At 72.9% G+C, this 16,374-nt stretch carries 16 protein-coding genes; 6 read left to right on the top strand and 10 right to left on the bottom strand.

The genetic code is table 11. From position 1 onward, the window contains the following. Nucleotides 1-17: 17 nt before the first annotated feature. The 3 genes from ABTY59_RS00520 to ABTY59_RS00510 are packed head-to-tail and all read right to left on the bottom strand — an operon-like array spanning nucleotide 18 to nucleotide 3,014. Nucleotides 18-1,151 carry an Mrp/NBP35 family ATP-binding protein gene (locus tag ABTY59_RS00520; RefSeq protein ID WP_352016699.1) on the bottom strand — a complete coding sequence of 378 codons (1,134 nt, stop codon included), beginning with the start codon at nucleotides 1,149-1,151 and terminating at the stop codon, nucleotides 18-20. A 44-nt stretch (nucleotides 1,152-1,195) separates the two neighbouring features. Next, entirely contained in the window at nucleotides 1,196-1,753 is a 558-nt protein-coding gene (locus tag ABTY59_RS00515) for a DUF1003 domain-containing protein (protein WP_352016698.1), read from the bottom strand. Beyond that, on the bottom strand, nucleotides 1,743-3,014 hold the full coding sequence (locus ABTY59_RS00510) for a magnesium transporter MgtE N-terminal domain-containing protein (RefSeq protein ID WP_352016697.1): 1,272 nt from the start codon (nucleotides 3,012-3,014) through the stop codon (nucleotides 1,743-1,745). Before ABTY59_RS00510 ends, ABTY59_RS00515 begins: the two co-directional genes overlap by 11 nt. A 306-nt stretch (nucleotides 3,015-3,320) precedes the next feature. Between ABTY59_RS00510 and ABTY59_RS00505 the strand changes: the two genes are divergently transcribed. After that, a complete protein-coding gene (locus ABTY59_RS00505; protein ID WP_352016696.1) occupies nucleotides 3,321-4,079 on the top strand; it encodes a hypothetical protein in 759 nt (252 codons plus the stop codon). Between the two features lie 4 nt (nucleotides 4,080-4,083). Here the strand turns inward: ABTY59_RS00505 and ABTY59_RS00500 are convergent, their stop codons facing one another. Together ABTY59_RS00500 and ABTY59_RS00495 are read right to left on the bottom strand one after the other, a co-directional pair. Continuing rightward, nucleotides 4,084-4,590, bottom strand: a complete 507-nt coding sequence (locus ABTY59_RS00500) for a hypothetical protein (RefSeq protein ID WP_352016695.1) — start codon at nucleotides 4,588-4,590, stop codon at nucleotides 4,084-4,086. A gap of 13 nt (nucleotides 4,591-4,603) precedes the next feature. Further along, a complete protein-coding gene (locus ABTY59_RS00495; protein WP_352016694.1) occupies nucleotides 4,604-5,731 on the bottom strand; it encodes a magnesium and cobalt transport protein CorA in 1,128 nt (375 codons plus the stop codon). Between the two features lie 417 nt (nucleotides 5,732-6,148). On the opposite strand from ABTY59_RS00495, the gene ABTY59_RS00490 reads away from it, so the two are divergent. After that, on the top strand, nucleotides 6,149-6,733 hold the full coding sequence (locus ABTY59_RS00490) for a suppressor of fused domain protein (protein ID WP_352016693.1): 585 nt from the start codon (nucleotides 6,149-6,151) through the stop codon (nucleotides 6,731-6,733). A gap of 147 nt (nucleotides 6,734-6,880) precedes the next feature. On the opposite strand, the gene ABTY59_RS00485 is transcribed toward ABTY59_RS00490, so the two are convergent. Together ABTY59_RS00485 and ABTY59_RS00480 are read right to left on the bottom strand one after the other, a co-directional pair. Then, nucleotides 6,881-7,402, bottom strand: coding sequence for a hypothetical protein (locus ABTY59_RS00485; RefSeq protein ID WP_352016692.1), 522 nt, complete (start codon nucleotides 7,400-7,402; stop codon nucleotides 6,881-6,883). 21 nt (nucleotides 7,403-7,423) lie between these two features. Beyond that, on the bottom strand, nucleotides 7,424-8,692 hold the full coding sequence (locus tag ABTY59_RS00480; RefSeq protein ID WP_352016691.1) for an MFS transporter: 1,269 nt from the start codon (nucleotides 8,690-8,692) through the stop codon (nucleotides 7,424-7,426). A 198-nt stretch (nucleotides 8,693-8,890) separates the two neighbouring features. Between ABTY59_RS00480 and ABTY59_RS00475 the strand changes: the two genes are divergently transcribed. From ABTY59_RS00475 to ABTY59_RS00465, 3 genes are all read left to right on the top strand, one after another. After that, the gene (locus ABTY59_RS00475) at nucleotides 8,891-9,529 is read left to right on the top strand and encodes a DUF6758 family protein (protein ID WP_041131110.1); all 639 of its coding nucleotides are present in this window, start codon (nucleotides 8,891-8,893) and stop codon (nucleotides 9,527-9,529) included. 175 nt (nucleotides 9,530-9,704) lie between these two features. Further along, nucleotides 9,705-10,565, top strand: coding sequence for a PHP domain-containing protein (locus ABTY59_RS00470; RefSeq protein WP_352016690.1), 861 nt, complete (start codon nucleotides 9,705-9,707; stop codon nucleotides 10,563-10,565). A 224-nt stretch (nucleotides 10,566-10,789) separates the two neighbouring features. Continuing rightward, a complete protein-coding gene (locus ABTY59_RS00465; RefSeq protein WP_352016689.1) occupies nucleotides 10,790-11,395 on the top strand; it encodes a MarC family protein in 606 nt (201 codons plus the stop codon). Between the two features lie 90 nt (nucleotides 11,396-11,485). On the opposite strand, the gene ABTY59_RS00460 is transcribed toward ABTY59_RS00465, so the two are convergent. Then, the gene (locus ABTY59_RS00460; RefSeq protein WP_086823662.1) at nucleotides 11,486-11,638 is read right to left on the bottom strand and encodes a DUF8834 family protein; all 153 of its coding nucleotides are present in this window, start codon (nucleotides 11,636-11,638) and stop codon (nucleotides 11,486-11,488) included. Nucleotides 11,639-11,813: 175 nt separating this feature from the next. On the opposite strand from ABTY59_RS00460, the gene ABTY59_RS00455 reads away from it, so the two are divergent. Further along, entirely contained in the window at nucleotides 11,814-12,752 is a 939-nt protein-coding gene (locus ABTY59_RS00455) for an NYN domain-containing protein (protein ID WP_352016688.1), read from the top strand. Here the strand turns inward: ABTY59_RS00455 and ABTY59_RS00450 are convergent. After that, nucleotides 12,736-13,623, bottom strand: a complete 888-nt coding sequence (locus tag ABTY59_RS00450) for an alpha/beta fold hydrolase (RefSeq protein WP_352016687.1) — start codon at nucleotides 13,621-13,623, stop codon at nucleotides 12,736-12,738. The genes ABTY59_RS00455 and ABTY59_RS00450 overlap by 17 nt on opposite strands. Before the next feature lie 118 nt (nucleotides 13,624-13,741). Then, nucleotides 13,742-16,270, bottom strand: coding sequence for a DEAD/DEAH box helicase (locus tag ABTY59_RS00445; RefSeq protein WP_352016686.1), 2,529 nt, complete (start codon nucleotides 16,268-16,270; stop codon nucleotides 13,742-13,744). Nucleotides 16,271-16,374 lie beyond the last annotated feature (104 nt).

Raw genomic sequence — 16,374 nt, 5'->3', positions numbered from 1 at the left:
CGGTCATGTCGTGTCTCTCAGAACTTGTTCCTCGGCGTGATGCCCAGGCTCATGCCCGACAGGCCGCGCTGACGGCCGCCGAGCTTGCCCGCGATCGCGCGGAGCGCGGCGCCCGCGGGGGAGTCCGGGTCGGACAGGACGACCGGCTTGCCGTCGTCGCCACCCTCGCGCAGCCGCACGTCGATCGGGATCGAGCCGAGGACCGGGACGGTCGCGCCCGTGGTCTGCGTCAGACCGTCCGCGACCTTCTGGCCGCCGCCGGTGCCGAACACGTCGACCATCTCGTCGCAGTGCGGGCACGGCAGGCCCGCCATGTTCTCGACGACGCCCACGATCTTCTGGTGGGTCTGCACGGCGATCGAGCCGGCCCGCTCGGCGACCTCGGCCGCCGCCTGCTGCGGGGTCGTGACGACGAGGATCTCCGCGTTCGGGACGAGCTGCGCGACCGAGATCGCGATGTCGCCGGTGCCCGGGGGCAGGTCGAGTAGGAGGACGTCCAGGTCGCCCCAGTACACGTCGGCGAGGAACTGCTGGAGCGCGCGGTGCAGCATCGGGCCGCGCCACACCACCGGCGCGTTGCCCGGGGTGAACATGCCGATGGAGATGACCTTCACGCCGTTCGCCGACGGCGGCATGATCATGTTCTCGACCTGGGTCGGACGGCCGTCCGCGCCCAGCATCCGCGGCACGCTGTGCCCGTAGATGTCGGCGTCGACGACACCGACCTTGAGACCGTCGGCGGCCATCGCCGCGGCCAGGTTCACGGTCACGGAGGACTTGCCGACGCCGCCCTTGCCGGAGGCCACCGCGTACACCCGGGTCAGCGATCCCGGCTTCGCGAAGGGCACCTCGCGCTCGGCGCTCGTGCCGCGCAGCGCCGCCGCCAGCTCCTTGCGCTGCTCGTCGCTCATCACGTCGAGCGTGACGTCGACGCCGGTGACGCCCTCGACCCGGGAGACGGCCTCGGTCACGCGCTGCGTGATGGTGTCGCGCATCGGGCAGCCGGAGACCGTCAGGTAGACCGTGACGGCGACCTTCCCGTCCGGTTCGATCTCCACCGACTTGACCATGCCGAGCTCAGTGATCGGCTTGTTGATCTCAGGGTCGTTCACCGTCGCCAGTGCTTCGAGCACCGCGTCTTCCGTAGCCATACCGACGATGGTACGGCGCGGACCACGGGCGCATGAAAGGGCTGTCAACGGTCGGGTACGTCACTTCCCCGGTCCTCGCCGGACGGGAATAGATCCCGGCGCTCCTCCAGCTCCTTGATCAGGTCCTGGAGCTCGGAGCGGATCCAGTCGCGGGTGGCCACCTCGCCGAGGCCCATCCGCAGCGCGGCGATCTCCCGCGTCAGGTACTCGGTGTCCGCGATCGAGCGCTCGTTCTGCTTCCGGTCCTGCTCCAGATTGACGCGGTCCCGGTCGTCCTGGCGGTTCTGGGCGAGCAGGATCAGCGGCGCCGCGTACGAGGCCTGGAGGGACAGCGCGAGCGTCAGGAAGATGAAGGGGTACTCGTCGAACCTCAGCGACGCGGGCGCGAAGACGTTCCAGCCGATCCAGACGACGACGGTCAGCGTCATCCAGACCAGGAAGCGGCCCGTCCCCAGGAAGCGGGCGATCCGCTCCGAGAGCCGCCCGAAGGCCTCGGGGTCGTACTCCGGAAGGAGCCGGGTCCGCCGCTCGCGCGGCAGGTCGAGCCGGATGCGCGGCACGGAGCGCTCCCGCTCCCGGTCCTGCGTGCGCTCAGCGGCCATGCCGGACCCCCTCCTCGTGGAACTCGGTCTCCCGCCAGTCGTCCGGCAGCAGGTGGTCGAGCACGTCGTCGACGGTGACCGCGCCGAGCAGCGAACCGCTCTCGTCCACCACGGGCGCGGCGACCATGTTGTACGCGGCGAGGTAGCTGGTCACCGCCGGCAGCGGGGTGTCCGGGCCGAGCGGCGGCAGATCGCTGTCCACGAGCGAGCTGACCAGCGTGAACGGCGGGTCGCGAAGGAGCCGCTGGAAGTGCACCGTGCCCAGGTACTTGCCGGTCGGCGTCTCGTCCGGCGGCCGGCACACGTACACCTGCGCGGCGAGCGCCGGGGACAGGTCCTGCTGCCGGACCCGCGCGAGCGCGTCCGCGACCGTCGCGTCCGGGCGCAGCACGATCGGCTCGGTCGTCATCAGACCGCCCGCCGTGCGCTCCTCGTACGCCAGGAGGCGGCGCACGTCGGCCGCGTCGTCCGGCTGCATCAGGGTCAGCAGCCGCTCCTGGTCCTCCTCGGGCAGCTCGGACAGCAGGTCGGCCGCGTCGTCCGGGTCCATCGCCTCCAGGACGTCGGCGGCCCGCTCCTCCTTCAGCTTGCCGAGGATCTCGACCTGGTCGTCCTCCGGCAGCTCTTCGAGGACGTCGGCGAGCCGGTCGTCGTCGAGGGCGGCGGCGACCTCGGCGCGCCGCTTGGGGGAGAGGTGGTGCAGGGCGTTGGCGAGGTCGGCGGGGCGGAGCTTCTCGAAGGTGGCGAGCAGGTTCTCGGCGCCCTGCCCGTGCTCCTCCAGGGAGAAGCCGGTGACGGCCGACCACTCGACGGTCAGCGTCTCGCCCTTGCGGCTCAGGACCCCGCCCTTGCCCTTGCGGACGAAGACCTTGTCGACCTCCCAGTCGCGGCGGGCCGGCAGCTGCTGGATGGCGACGTCGAGGACGGTGACCTCCTCGCCCGACTCGACCAGGGTCACCCGCCGGTCGAGCAGCTCCCCGAGGACGAGCCGCTCGGTGGGGCGCCGCTCGAAGCGCCGCATGTTGACGACGCCGGTGGTGATGACCTGGCCGGAGGCGACGCCGGTGATCCGGGTCATGGGCACGAAGACCCGGCGGCGGCTCAGCACCTCCACGACCATGCCGAGCAGGCGGGGCGGCCTGCGGCCGACGCGGAGCATGGCCACGAGGTCGCTGACGCGGCCGACCTGGTCGCCGACGGGGTCGAAGACGGGCACTCCGGCGAGATGGGAGACGAAGATCCGGGGGGCGCCTGCCGCCATGCCACGCGCCTCCTCGGTGCCGCACGATTCGAGTGGTCGATGCGAGTCGTCACAGAGCTTTGCCGGTGATCGCAGAGCTTTGCCGGGTTCAGGCTAGCCCGTGACGTTCCGCACCGCTCCGGCAGAGCCTCCGTACGGCTGCCTGCGGGGCCCGTCACGTGGCCCGGGTACGCTGCGGTCTGCCGTTCCCCCCATCGGCCCCGGCACCGGACCCGGCCCTTCCGCCCGGCCGGCCCGCGGCCGCCCCCCCCGGCATCCCGTACGGGCCCTGCCCGTCGCCCCCCCACGACACGAGAGGCAGCGCAGATGACCGTTCGTACCCCGTCGTCGCGTATCCGCAGGGCGGTCGCGCCCCTGGCGCTCTGCGCCGGACTGACGGTGGGACTCACGGCCTGCGCCGCCGACCCGGACGAGGGGACCAACGGGGTGGGGAGACTCTCCGCCCCCGAGATCGAACGCAAGGCGCAGACCGCGGCGGACGCGGCGACCGCCGTACGGCTCTCCGGCACCCTGGTGAGCAAGGGCGGCACCTTCAAGCTGAACATGCGGCTCAAGCAGAACGGCGCCACCGGCTCGGTGACGACGAAGAACAGCACCTTCGAGCTGCTCCGGGTCGGCGACGCGCTCTACCTGAAGGCCGACGCGGGGTTCTGGGCCCACGACGGCAAGGAGGGCGAGGCGCCGTCGGAGGCGGACGCCGAGGCCGCCGACACCCTCGACGACAAGTACGTGAAGGTCCCGCAGGGCGACCCCTCGTACAAGCAGCTGCGCGGCTTCACCGACATGGGCACGCTCCTCGACGGGCTGATCGGCCTGCACGGTGAGATGGTCAAGGGCGACCGGGACCAGATCGGCGGGGTCCGCACGGTCAAGGTCAAGGGCGGGGCCGAGGGTGAGGGCGGCACCCTCGACGTGTCCCTGGACGGCGAGCCGTACCCGCTGCAGTTCTCCCGCGCCGGCGGAGCGGGCGTCGTGGTGCTCTCCGAGTGGGACAGGGACTTCCCGCTCACGGAGCCCTCGAAGGAGGAGACCCTCGACTACGGCAAGCAGCTGCCGCGGACCTGAGGCCTCAGTGCCGCTTCTTGCGGAACAGCAGTCTCGGCAGGCCCGCCGGGATCGGACGGCGGGTGTTCGCCCACGTGGGCAGCGGTACGGCGGCCAGGGAGCCGTCCGGCAGCTCCGTGGTCGAGGACCGGGGGTCGAGCCGCACCACCCGGCACTCGCGCGCCCAGCGGCCCGGCATGGCCTCGCCGTCGGGGGCGTTCAGCCGCTTGCCCTTCAGTTCGGCGACCGCCGCGTCCCACTCCTCCGTCCCGGGGGAGAGGTCGCGGACGGTGGCGGTCCACTCGACGAGCCGGCCGCCCTTGTCCTTGCTGCGGACGGTCACCTCGGCCGTACCGCCGTCGACCAGACCCGGCAGCGGCTGCTCGCCGGGCCCGTCGCCGACCACGTGCGCGGCGCCGTCGTGCCAGACGTGCCAGAGCGCGCGGGCGGGCTCGGTGCCGCGCACCCACACGAGGCCGGACTTCTTGGTGGCCTCCTCGACGAGGGCGGGCCCGAGCGACTGATCGGTCATGGCCGAAGCCTATCTAGAGCCAGCCGTTGCGCTTGAGGGTGCGGTGGATGGTGAAGCAGATCGCGATGATGCCGGTCAGCACCATCGGGTAGCCGTACTTCCAGTGCAGCTCCGGCATGTGGTCGAAGTTCATGCCGTACACGCCGCAGACCGCCGTGGGGACGGCGACGATCGCGGCCCACGAGGTGATCTTGCGCATGTCCTCGTTCTGCGCGACGGTCGCCTGCGCCAGGTTGGCCTGGAGGATCGAGTTGAGCAGCTCGTCGAAGCCGACGACCTGCTCCTGGACGCGGGCGAGGTGGTCGGCAACGTCCCGGAAGTACTTCTGGATGTCGGGGTCGACGAGCCGCATCGGGCGCTCGGAGAGCAGCTGCATCGGGCGGAGCAGCGGCGTGACGGCCCGCTTGAACTCCAGCACCTCGCGCTTGAGCTGGTAGATCCGGCCCGTGTCCGTGCCGCGCGTGGAGCCCTTGGCGGCCGGCGAGAAGACGTCGATCTCCAGCTGGTCGATGTCGAGTTCGACGGCGTCGGCGACCGCGATGTAGCCGTCGACGACGTGGTCGGCGATGGCGTGCAGGACGGCCGAGGGGCCCTTGGCGAGGAGCTCGGGCTCGCCCTGGAGGCGGTGGCGGAGGTTGCGCAGGGAGCCCTGGCCGCCGTGCCGGACGGTGATGACGAAGTCGGGGCCGGTGAAGCACATGACCTCGCCGGTCTCGACGACCTCGCTGGTCGCGGTGAGCTCGGCGTGCTCGACGTAGTGGATGGTCTTGAAGACCGTGAAGAGGGTGTCGTCGTACCGCTCCAGCTTGGGCCGCTGGTGGGCGTGGACGGCGTCCTCGACGGCGAGCGGGTGCAGCCCGAACTCGGCGGCGATGCCGGCGAATTCGGCCTCGGTCGGCTCGTGCAGTCCGATCCACGCGAAGCCGCCGCTCTCCCGCACCTGGCGCATCGCTCCGCGCGGCGTGAGGCAGTCGCGGTCGTCGACCCGGCGCCCGTCGCGGTAGACGGCGCAGTCGACCACGGCGCTGGACGCCGAGTGGTCGCGCGTGGGGTCGTACGCGGTGTACGTGGTGGGGGTCTTGCGCAGGGAGTGCCGCAGGCTCGGGCGGACGGCGGCGGTGAGGTCACGGATCATCGACATGGGCGTGCTCCTTCACGGATCGGCCGTCGGCGAGCGTGGCACAGCCCGGAATGAGGACGGGGAGGTACGTCGTCCACAAAGCGGGCGGCACCGAGGGGTCGCGGTGACGGCGGTCGCTACAGACAGGGAAAGGCGAGAATTGCTCTTCCGTCGTGCGAGATGCCGGAGGGGCGGGTCCGTGCCGGACCCGGACGTCACCGGGAGGAGCGCACCGGGCTGGGGTGCGGAGCGGCGGAAGAGCGGCTGGTACTGCCCGATCGACTTCGGTCCATCGCAGTCCCACCTCCTCCGGCCGGTCCCCTGTCGGGGATGACATGTGACGAGCAGTCGGGAATCCCGACCAGTGGCCAACACTATCAGCCGACAGCGGGTCAATCCCTTACTTTGCCCGTTCCATACGCGATCTATGCTCCCCACATGGGAGAAGTTCTTGCACTGGTCGAGGCCCGGCTGCGGACGGCGCTCGGCGAACCGGACGCGCGCGCCGCGGTGACGTTCCTCGGCACGGACCGGATCGAGGTGCTGCGTTTCGTCGACGGCGACCTCGTGCGGTACGCGACCCTCGGGATGTCCGCGCAGCCGATGGCCGATCCGACCTCCGCGCTCGCCGACCCGGTGAAGGGCCCGCGCGCGGAGCTGGTCCTCACCGTACGGGGCGGGCTCGCCGACACCGACAAGGTGCTGCGCCCGCTGGCCGTCCTCGCCGCCACCCCGCAGGTCGAGGGCGTCGTCGTGGCCGCGGGCGCCTCGCTCGACGTCGGCGATCCGCTCTGGCCGGGCGCCCCCTTCAGCTCGGTGCTCGTCGCCGGGTCGGGCGGTCTGGTGGAGGACCTGGAGCTCGACGCGCCGATGGACCCGGTCCGCTTCCTGCCCCTGCTCCCGATGACGCCGAACGAGGCGGCGTGGAAGCGGGTGCACGGGGCGCAGGCCCTGGAGGAGCGCTGGCTGGCAGCGGGGACGGACCTGCGCGATCCGCTGCGCAGGTCCGTGAACCTGGACTGAGGCCGTTCCGCGGACCCGGGCCCGCGGGTGCCCACGCGAGCGCCCGAGGACCCGGGTCCGCGGGTGCCCCGCACGATCGCCCGCTAGGGGGTGTTTCGGAAGTCCCGCACAGCACCCGCGGCGCCCGCAGGACTTTCGGAACACCCCCTAGCGGGCGTGTTCCTTGAGGAACGCGCCCGCGTGGGCCGCCGCCTCTTCGGCGGTCGCGTACGGCGCCCCGTCGGCGGCCGTGCCGGACGCTCCGTCAGCACCTCGCCCGGTCCAGCCCCAGTCGCCGGAAGGCGACCGCACCAGCTCGGCGGTCCCTCCGAACAGCGTCAGCGTGCTCCTGCCCGCCGTCGCGGGTGCCGGGCGGCTGACGGCCTCGGGCCACTTCTTGCGGGCGCCCTGGCGGGTGATGCCCCAGACGGCTCCCAATTGCTCATAGCTCGCGCCGTAGGAGCCGGCGGTCGCCGCGGCCTGCGCCGTGAGCCGCTTGATCTCCCTGTCCATCACCTTCCACGCGGCCAGGACGGACAGCGCCACGTCGACCGGATCCGCCTCCCACATGCGGTCGGCGGGTAGCCCGGTCTGCCGGGTGCGGATGGCCGAGGCCAGCGGATTCAGGGCGTCGTACAGGGCCGTGTCGAGCCCTGCCCGCTCTTCCGGGGTGATCTCCGAAGCCGTCATGCGACAACCATAGTTTCCGAATCATCGTGTGTAAACCGAAGTTTCCACATGGCCGGAAGGGCGGTCCTGGTGGGCGAAGACGCCGATCCCGTCCTCCGTGGCGTGCTTCGGGGCGAGTGCCTCGGCGTCGTGCGTGAGGGCGGTGCGGCGGACCCGGACGATCGCGGCGCCGATGACGGCGGCCACGCCGGCCACCACGAACGGCATGTGGACGTCGCTCCACGCCTCGATCTTCGGGGCGAAGTACGGGGCGGCCGCCGCCGCGAACCAGCGGACGAAGTTGTAGCCCGCGCTCGCGACCGGGCGCGGGGCGTTCGAGACGCCGAGGGCCAGCTCGGTGAAGACGGTGTTGTTGACGCCGATGAACGCGCCCGACAGGACCGTGCAGACGATGGCGGTGGTGTGCCCGCCGTAGCCGAGCACCACCACGTCCGCCGCGAGCAGCACCAGCGAGCCGCCGAGCACGGTGAGCGAGCCGAAGCGCCGCTGGAGCCGGGGCGCGACGAGCACCGAGAAGACGGCGAGCAGCACGCCCCAGGCGAAGAACACCGCCCCGGACTTGTACGGCGTCATGTTCAGCACGAAGGGCGTGAAGGCGAGCACGGTGAAGAACGCGTAGTTGTAGAAGAACGCGGCCGCCGCGGCCGAGGCCAGACCGCCGTGGCCCAGGGCCCGGATCGGGTCGAGCAGGGAGACCTTGCGGGCGGGCCTCGGCTGTTCCTTGAGGAAGACCGTGATGCAGAGGAAGCCGATCGCCATCAGGGCGGCGGTGCCGAAGAAGGGGTAGCGCCAGCTGGCGTCGCCGAGGACGGCGCCGAGCAGCGGGCCGCAGGCCATGCCGAGGCCGAGGGCCGACTCGTACAGGAGGATCGCGGCCGCGCTTCCGCCGGCCGCGGCGCCGACGATGACGGCCAGCGAGGTCGAGACGAAGAGGGCGTTGCCCAGGCCCCAGCCGGCCCGGAAGCCGACGAGCTGCCCGACGGTGTCGGAGGTGCCGGCGAGGGCGGCGAAGACGACGACGAGCGCGAGTCCGGCGAGCAGGGTCTTGCGGCCGCCGATGCGGCTGGAGACGAAGCCGGTCACGAGCATCGCGACGGCGGTGATCAGGAAGTACGAGGTGAAGAGCAGCGACACCTGGCTGGGGGTCGCGTGCAGGCCCTCGGCGATCGAGGGCAGGATCGGGTCGACGAGGCCGATGCCCATGAAGGCCACGACCGAGGCGCCCGCGGTGGCCCAGACGGCCGGGGGCTGGCGCAGTAGCCCGCCGGGTGTGCCTTCTTCTCTCTCCATGGGTGGCGCTCCTCCGCGTCGAGATGGTTGGTCTATGCACAGAATAAGTTAGACGAGCTAATGAATGCAAGATACATCTATCTCGGCCGGTCCATGCGGCCACGGCCCGGACGCCCCGGGTGAACGCCCCGGGCCGGACGGGTGATCGTGTGCTGCCGTCCTTGACGCGGGGCGGAAGAGCTAGGACCGTTGAGCCCTATGAGGGGCGAACCCAGTTGTCCGAAGTGCGGTGGCCGGGTCAGGGCGCCCGGTCTCTTCGCCGACTCCTGGCAGTGTGACGTGCACGGCTCGGTGCACCCGCTCCAGCCCGTGATCCCGCCCAGCGTCGAGGGCCTCGGGGTCGTGGTGCACAGGTCCCACGTGCCCGTGTGGATGCCGTGGCCCCTGCCCGTCGGCTGGCTCTTCACCGGAGTCGCGTACGCGGGGGACGACCGCAGCGGTGGACGCGCCACGGCCGTCGCCTGCTCCGGCCCCGGCCCGCTCGGCGGGATCGGCGAGCTGCTCCTGGTCGCCGAGGAACTCGGCGTCGGACTCGGCGCGCGGTACGCCGGGATCGACGGCCTCGATCCCGGCTCCGGCATGGCCATCGACAAACCGCCCCAGGCGAAGGTGCTCGCCGCCGGGCGCCCCACCCCGCTCTGGCACGTCACCGGCGCCCCGCAGGACCGCGCGGTCTTCGCGGGCGAGGCGCGCGGGCTCTGGCTCTGGGCCATCGTCTGGCCCGAGCAGTCCGGCCTCCTGATGTACGACGAGCTGGTCCTCACCGACCTGCGCGACGCGGGCGCCGAGGTCGACCTCCTGCCCTGCGGCGCGCTCACCCCGAGGCTCCTGGGCTAGGGGGGCGAGGTCGGGCGCGTGGGGCCCGAGGCCCGTCCCCCGGCGAGGTCGGGCTCGCGGGCCCCGGGACCCTCCCCGGGGGTCGTCCCGCGGTGACGTTCCGTGCGGGCGTGTTCGATTCGCCCGTTATGCTGGAGCGTCCCCTCGTCCGCCCCGAGCCCTGGAGTACCGCGTCGTGCGCATCGATCTGCACACCCACTCCACGGCCTCCGACGGCACGGACTCCCCGGCCGAACTCGTCCGGAACGCGGCCGCGGCCGGCCTGGACGTCGTCGCGCTCACGGACCACGACACCACCCGCGGCCACGCCGAGGCGATCGCCGCCCTGCCCGAGGGGCTGACCCTCGTCACCGGCGCCGAACTGTCCTGCCGGATGGACGGCATCGGGCTGCACATGCTCGCGTACCTCTTCGACCCGGAGGAGCCCGCGCTCCTCGCCGAGCGCGAACTGGTCCGCGACGACCGGGTGCCGCGCGCCCGCGGCATGGTCGGCAAGCTGCAGGAGCTGGGCGTCCCCGTCACCTGGGAGCAGGTCGCCCGGATCGCCGGCGACGGCTCCGTCGGCCGCCCGCACGTCGCCGAGGCGCTCGTCGAGCTCGGGGTCGTACCGGACGTGTCCGGCGCCTTCACGCCCGAGTGGCTCGCCGACGGAGGCCGGGCGTACGTCGAGAAGCACGAGCTGGACCCGCTCGACGCGATCCGTCTCGTCAAGGCGGCGGGCGGCGTCACCGTCTTCGCGCACCCGCTCGCCGTCAAGCGCGGCCAGGTGCTGCCCGAGGCCTCGATAGCCCGCCTGGCGGAGGCCGGGCTCGACGGCATCGAGGTCGACCACATGGACCACGACGAGGCGACGCGCGCCCGGCTGCGCGGTCTCGCGAAGGAGCTGGGTCTGCTGACCACCGGCTCCAGCGACTACCACGGCAGCCGCAAGACCTGCCGCCCCGGCGAGTTCACCACCGACCCCGAGATCTACGGCGAGATCACCCGCCGCGCTGCGGGCGCCTTCCCGGTCCCGGGCGCCGGCGGAGCCCGCTGAGCCCCTCGGGGCCCCCTCGCCGCCGCTTCCCGTGACGGCGGCCGGCCGCCAGGCCCGGCCGCGTCCCGGGCGGCGCGTGCCCACCCACACCCCGGTCTCACGCCACCCGTACGGCTCCGTGCCGTGCGCGGGGTGGCGTTCCTCCTGCCCTGACGCCGGAATCCCGTATTCCGCCCCGTAGGGGTACACCCCACCGTTCCACCTCTCCCGCAAGGCACCCCACCGTGTTCGACGTCGCCGTCTTCGGCTCGCTGTTCCTCACCCTCTTCGTGATCATGGATCCCCCCGGGATCACCCCGATCTTCCTCGCGCTCACCTCCGGCCGTCCGGCCAAGGTGCAGCGCCGGATGGCCTGGCAGGCCGTCGCCGTCGCCTTCGGCGTCATCACCGTCTTCGGCCTGCTCGGCCAGCAGATCCTGGACTACCTGCACGTCTCCGTCCCCGCGCTGATGATCGCGGGCGGTCTGCTGCTGCTCCTCATCGCGCTCGACCTGCTCACCGGCAAGACGGACGAGCCCAAGCAGACGAAGGACGTGAACGTCGCCCTCGTCCCGCTCGGCATGCCGCTGCTCGCCGGGCCCGGCGCGATCGTCTCCGTCATCCTCGCCGTGCAGAACGCCGACAGCGTGGCCTCGCAGGTCTCCGTCTGGACCGCCATCGCCGCCATGCACGTCGTGCTCTGGCTGACCATGCGCTACTCGCTGCTGATCATCCGCGTCATCAAGGACGGCGGTGTCGTCCTGGTGACCCGGCTCGCCGGCATGATGCTCTCCGCCATCGCCGTGCAGCAGATCATCAACGGCGTCACCCAGGTCGTCCAGAACGCCTGAGGCCCGCCCGGACACCACTGCGCCCCCGTACGGATTCCGCTCTGGCGAAGTCCGTGCGGGGGCGCGGTGCGTGGTGTGGAACCCGGCCTGTTACGAGGCCGAGGTCTCGGCGGGGCGGATCCAGATGCGCTGGCCGATCGCGGCGGCCTGCTGCACGATCCGGTTGACGGAGGCGGCGTCCACGACGGTCCGGTCGACGGGCGTGCCGTCGATGTCGTCGAGTCGCAGGATTTCGAAGCGCACGGGCTTCTCCCTTCGTCTGAGTTGATCCTCCTGATGGAGAACTGCGTTACGTACGGGTCCAACGACGTGCACCCTGCAAACATTCCCTACGCTAAGGAAAATTTTCGGATGGCTAAATATCTTCGGGAGGGAGGGTGTGGCGGCCCGGTCCCCGGCGGCGGAGAATGAGCCCCGTATGAACGACGCAGACACCCCCACGGTGACCGAGACCGACGCCCGAACGCCCGCCCTGGAGGCCCTGGACGCCCGCCTGGAGCGCACCAATGAGCTCCTCCAGCGGATGCTGGCCGAAGTGGCCAAGACCCCCTCCACGCACGCCATCTTCGTCGACGCGGGTTACGTCCATGCTGCGGCCGGGTTGCTGGTGGCGGGCACCGAGGACCGGCGCTCCTTCGACCTCGACGCCGAGGGCATGATCGAGGCCTTCATCGACAAGGCCCGCACGATCTTCGCCGACAGCAGACTCCTCCGCGTCTACTGGTACGACGGGGCCCGACGCCGCATCCACACCCCCGAACAGCAGGCCATCGCCGAACTCCCCGACGTCAAGGTCCGCCTCGGCAACCTCAACGCCAACAACCAGCAGAAGGGCGTCGACTCCCTCATCCGCACGGACCTGGAGTCCCTCGCCCGGCACCGCGCCATCAGCGACGCAGCCCTCGTCGGCGGCGACGAGGACCTCGTCTCGGCCGTCGAGGCCGCCCAGGGCTACGGCGCCCGCGTCCACCTCTGGGGCATCGAGGCCGCCGAGGGACGCAACCAGGCCGAGGCGCTGCTCTGGGAGGTCGACAGCCAGCGCACCTTCGACCTCGACTTCTGCCGCCCGTACGTCACGCGCCGCCCCGTCACCACGTACGAGAACGAGGGCGAGCCGCCGCCCTCCCGCGAGGAGGTCCGCTTCGTCGGCGCCCAGATCGCCGCGACCTGGCTCGCCGAGCGCGGCCGGGACCGGCTCGCCGAGCTGCTGCCGGGCGCGCCCTACCTCCCCGGGCCGGTCGACCAGGACCTGCTCGTCGAGGCCGAACGCCTGCTCAGCCGCTCGCTGCGCGGCCACGCCTCGCTCCGGCGGGCCCTGCGCGACGGCTTCTGGCAGCACCTCAAGGCGCAGTACTGACCTCGGGCCGCTTGCACACCCGCTCCCAGAACTCGGCCAGGCGGTCCGTCAGCTCCCGGGGGTGCGACACATTGGGGGAGTGGCCGGCGCCCGCCACCACCGTGCGGTGCGCGCCGGTGCGGGCGGCCGCCGCCGCCAGGTCGGCCGGCGCCCAGACCATCTCGTCCGCCCCGTACGCGAAGTGCAGCGGCAGGCGCAGCGCGGCCAGCTGCTCCGTACCGTCGTGACGGTCCAGCAGCAGCCGCCCGGCGCCCGCGAGTTGGGCGATGCGGGTACGCATCCAGCGGCGCCGCAGGAACGCCCTGAGCTCCGGGGTGTCCCCCGTGTCCGGCTCCTCGCCCCGGCTGTCCAGCCAGCACATCGCCTGCCACACCCGCTCCTTCGGCAGCACCGCGAGCGCGGCGCGCAGCACCCTCACCCGGATCCGCTGCGGCCGGGCGACCCGGCCGGGGCCCGAGGAGAGCAGGGTGAGCGAACGGAACGCGCCCGGCGCGAGAGCGGCCGCCGCGCGGGCCACCAGGCCCCCGAAGGAGTGGCCGACCAGGTGCACGGGGCCGTCGCCGAGGGCCGCGGCCTGCGCCACCGCGTCGAGCGCGAGCGCCCTGCGGCGGTAGGCCGCCCGGCCGCGGGGGCCCGGCGTGTCGTTCTGGCCGCGCCCGTCCACGGCCACCGCCCGGTACCCGGCCTCGCTCAGCGGGCCGAGCAGTTCGATGAAGTCCTCCTTGCTGCCGGTGTAGCCCGGCAGCAGCAGCACCGTGCCCCGCCGCTCGCCCACGGGCTCCGCGTCGAACACGGCGAAGGGACCGCGCACGGTCTCGATGCGCCGGCGACGGGTGCGGGGCGGGAGAACGAGGGAACGGGGCTTGCTCATATCCGGACTGTAACGGGCAGCGCGGGGCCGCGCCGTCGTGGGCGGTGCCCGCACCGGCCGGGGAACGGCCGAGCGGCCGGGTCCTGGTCAGGACCCGGCCGCTCGGTGGTGTCGCGCGTCAGCCTTCCGGCTGGGCCACGGCCTTCTTCGTGGTGCGGCGGCGCGGCGCGGCCTTCTTGGGGGCCTCCTCCACCGGCGCCTCGACCTCGGCGGCCGCGGCCTTCTTGGTCGTACGGCGGCGGGCCGGGGCCTTCGGCTCGGTCTTCGGCGCGGAGGCCTCGGGAGCCTCGGCGGCGACCGCCTTCTTCGCCGTGCGGCGACGGGGAGCCTTGGGGGCCTCCTCGGCCTCCGCGGCGGCCTCGACGACCGGCTCGGCCACGGCCTTCTTCGCCGTCCGGCGGCGCGGTGCGGCCTTCTTCGGGGCCTCCTCCGTCGGCGCCTCCTCGACCACCGGCGCGGCGGTGGACGCCACGACGATGACCTCGGGCGCACCGGCGCTCACCGGGGACCCGGCGGGGCGGCTGGCCGCACGGCGGCGGCGCGGCGCGGGCTGCTCCTCGACCGGAGCGGCGACCGGCTCGACGACCGGGGCCTCGGCCACCGGCGCCTCGGCGGTCACCGGGGATCCGGCGGGACGGCGGGCGGTGCGACGACGGCGCGGCGCGGGGACCTCCGCGACCGGCGTCTCGACGACCGGGGCCTCGACGACCGGCGTCTCGACGACGACCGTGGCGGCCGGGGCCTCGACGACCGGGGCGGTCTCGACGACCGGCTCGGCGACCGCCTTCTTGACCGTGCGACGGCGCGGGGCCGCCTTCTTCGGCTCCTCGACGACCGGGGCCTCGACGACCGGGGCGGCCGGGGCGGCCGGCTCCTCGACGCTGCGCCGGGCCATCAGGGCGACCGCGGCGGTCTCGGGCGTCTGGAACGACACGGTGTCCTCGACCGGACGCAGCACCCGGGCACGACGGCGGCGCGGGGCCGGGGTCTGAGCCGGCGCCGGAGCGGCCGGGGCGGCCGTCACGGCCTCCTGGCGGGGGGTGCGAGCACGGCGCCGCGGGGCCTTCGGCTCCTCGGCGGCCGGGGTCTCGACGACCGGGGCCGGAGCGGCGGGGGCCTCGACGGGGGCGGCCTCGACGACCGGCGCCTTCACGGCGGCCGGAGCCTCGGCGGCCGGAGCCGCGGCAGCCGCGCCCGGCGCCGCGCCCGGCGCGCCGACGCGGGTGCGACGGCGACGGCGCGGGGTGCGCGCGGCGGGCTCGGTGCGGGACTCGTCGGCCGGGGCCTCGACGGAGGTGGCCTCTGCGGAGGTGGCCTCGACGGCGGGGGCCGTCGACGCCGGGGCGTCGCCGAGCTCGCCGCCGCGGGTGCGGCGACGCTGGCGCGGGGTCCGCGTACGGGCCGGGCGCTCCTCGGTCCGCTCGGCGGCCTTCGGGCCGCGAGCGCGGCGGCCGCCGGGCTCGCCCAGGTCCTCCAGCTCCTCCGCGTCGAGACCCGCACGGGTCCGCTCGGCGCGGGGCAGGATGCCCTTGGTGCCCGCCGGGATGTCCAGCTCCTCGTACAGGTGCGGGGAGCTGGAGTAGGTCTCGACCGGCTCGTGGAAGTCGAGGCCGAGCGCCTTGTTGATGAGCTGCCAGCGCGGGATGTCGTCCCAGTCGACGAGCGTCACCGCCGTGCCCTTCGCGCCCGCGCGGCCGGTGCGGCCGACGCGGTGGAGGAAGGTCTTCTCGTCCTCGGGCGACTGGTAGTTGATGACGTGGGTGACGCCCTCGACGTCGATGCCGCGCGCGGCGACGTCGGTGCAGACGAGCACGTCGACCTTGCCGTTGCGGAAGGCGCGCAGCGCCTGCTCGCGGGCGCCCTGGCCGAGGTCGCCGTGGACCGCGCCGGAGGCGAAGCCGCGGCGCTCCAGCTGCTCGGCGATGTCGGCGGCGGTGCGCTTGGTGCGGCAGAAGATCATCGCGAGCCCGCGGCCGTTGGCCTGCAGGATGCGGGAGACCATCTCCGGCTTGTCCATGTTGTGCGCGCGGTAGACGTGCTGCTTGATGTTGGCGACGGTCACGCCCTCACCGTCGGGCGAGGTGGCCCGGATGTGGGTGGGCTGCGACATGTAGCGGCGGGCCAGGCCGATGACCGCGCCCGGCATGGTGGCCGAGAACAGCATGGTCTGGCGCTTCGCCGGAAGCATGTTCATGATCTTCTCGACGTCGGGCAGGAAGCCCAGGTCGAGCATCTCGTCGGCCTCGTCGAGGACGAGGACCTTCACCTTCGAGAGGTCGAGCTTGCGCTGCCCGGCCAGGTCGAGGAGACGGCCGGGGGTGCCGACGACGACGTCGACGCCCTTCTGGAGCGCCTCGACCTGCGGCTCGTACGCCCGGCCGCCGTAGATGGCGAGCACGCGGACGTTGCGCACCTTGCCGGCGGTCAGCAGGTCGTTCGTGACCTGCTGGCACAGCTCGCGGGTGGGGACGACGACGAGCGCCTGCGGGGCGTCGGTCAGCTGCTCGGGCTTCGCCCGGCCGGCCTCGACGTCCGTGGGGACGGTGACGCGCTCCAGGATGGGGAGGCCGAAACCGAGGGTCTTGCCCGTGCCGGTCTTGGCCTGGCCGATGACGTCGGTGCCCGAGAGGGCGACCGGGAGGGTCATCTCCTGGATGGGGAAGGGGGTGACGATGCCGACGGCCTCCAGGGCCTCGGCCGTCTCGGGGAGGATTCCGAGTTCTCGGAAAGTCGTAGTCAGGGTGCTGCCTC

Origin of the sequence: Streptomyces sp. NPDC096079 (genome assembly GCF_040303145.1) — a bacterium.
Lineage (GTDB): Bacteria > Actinomycetota > Actinomycetes > Streptomycetales > Streptomycetaceae > Streptomyces.
This window is presented reverse-complemented; position numbering and strand designations above follow the sequence as displayed.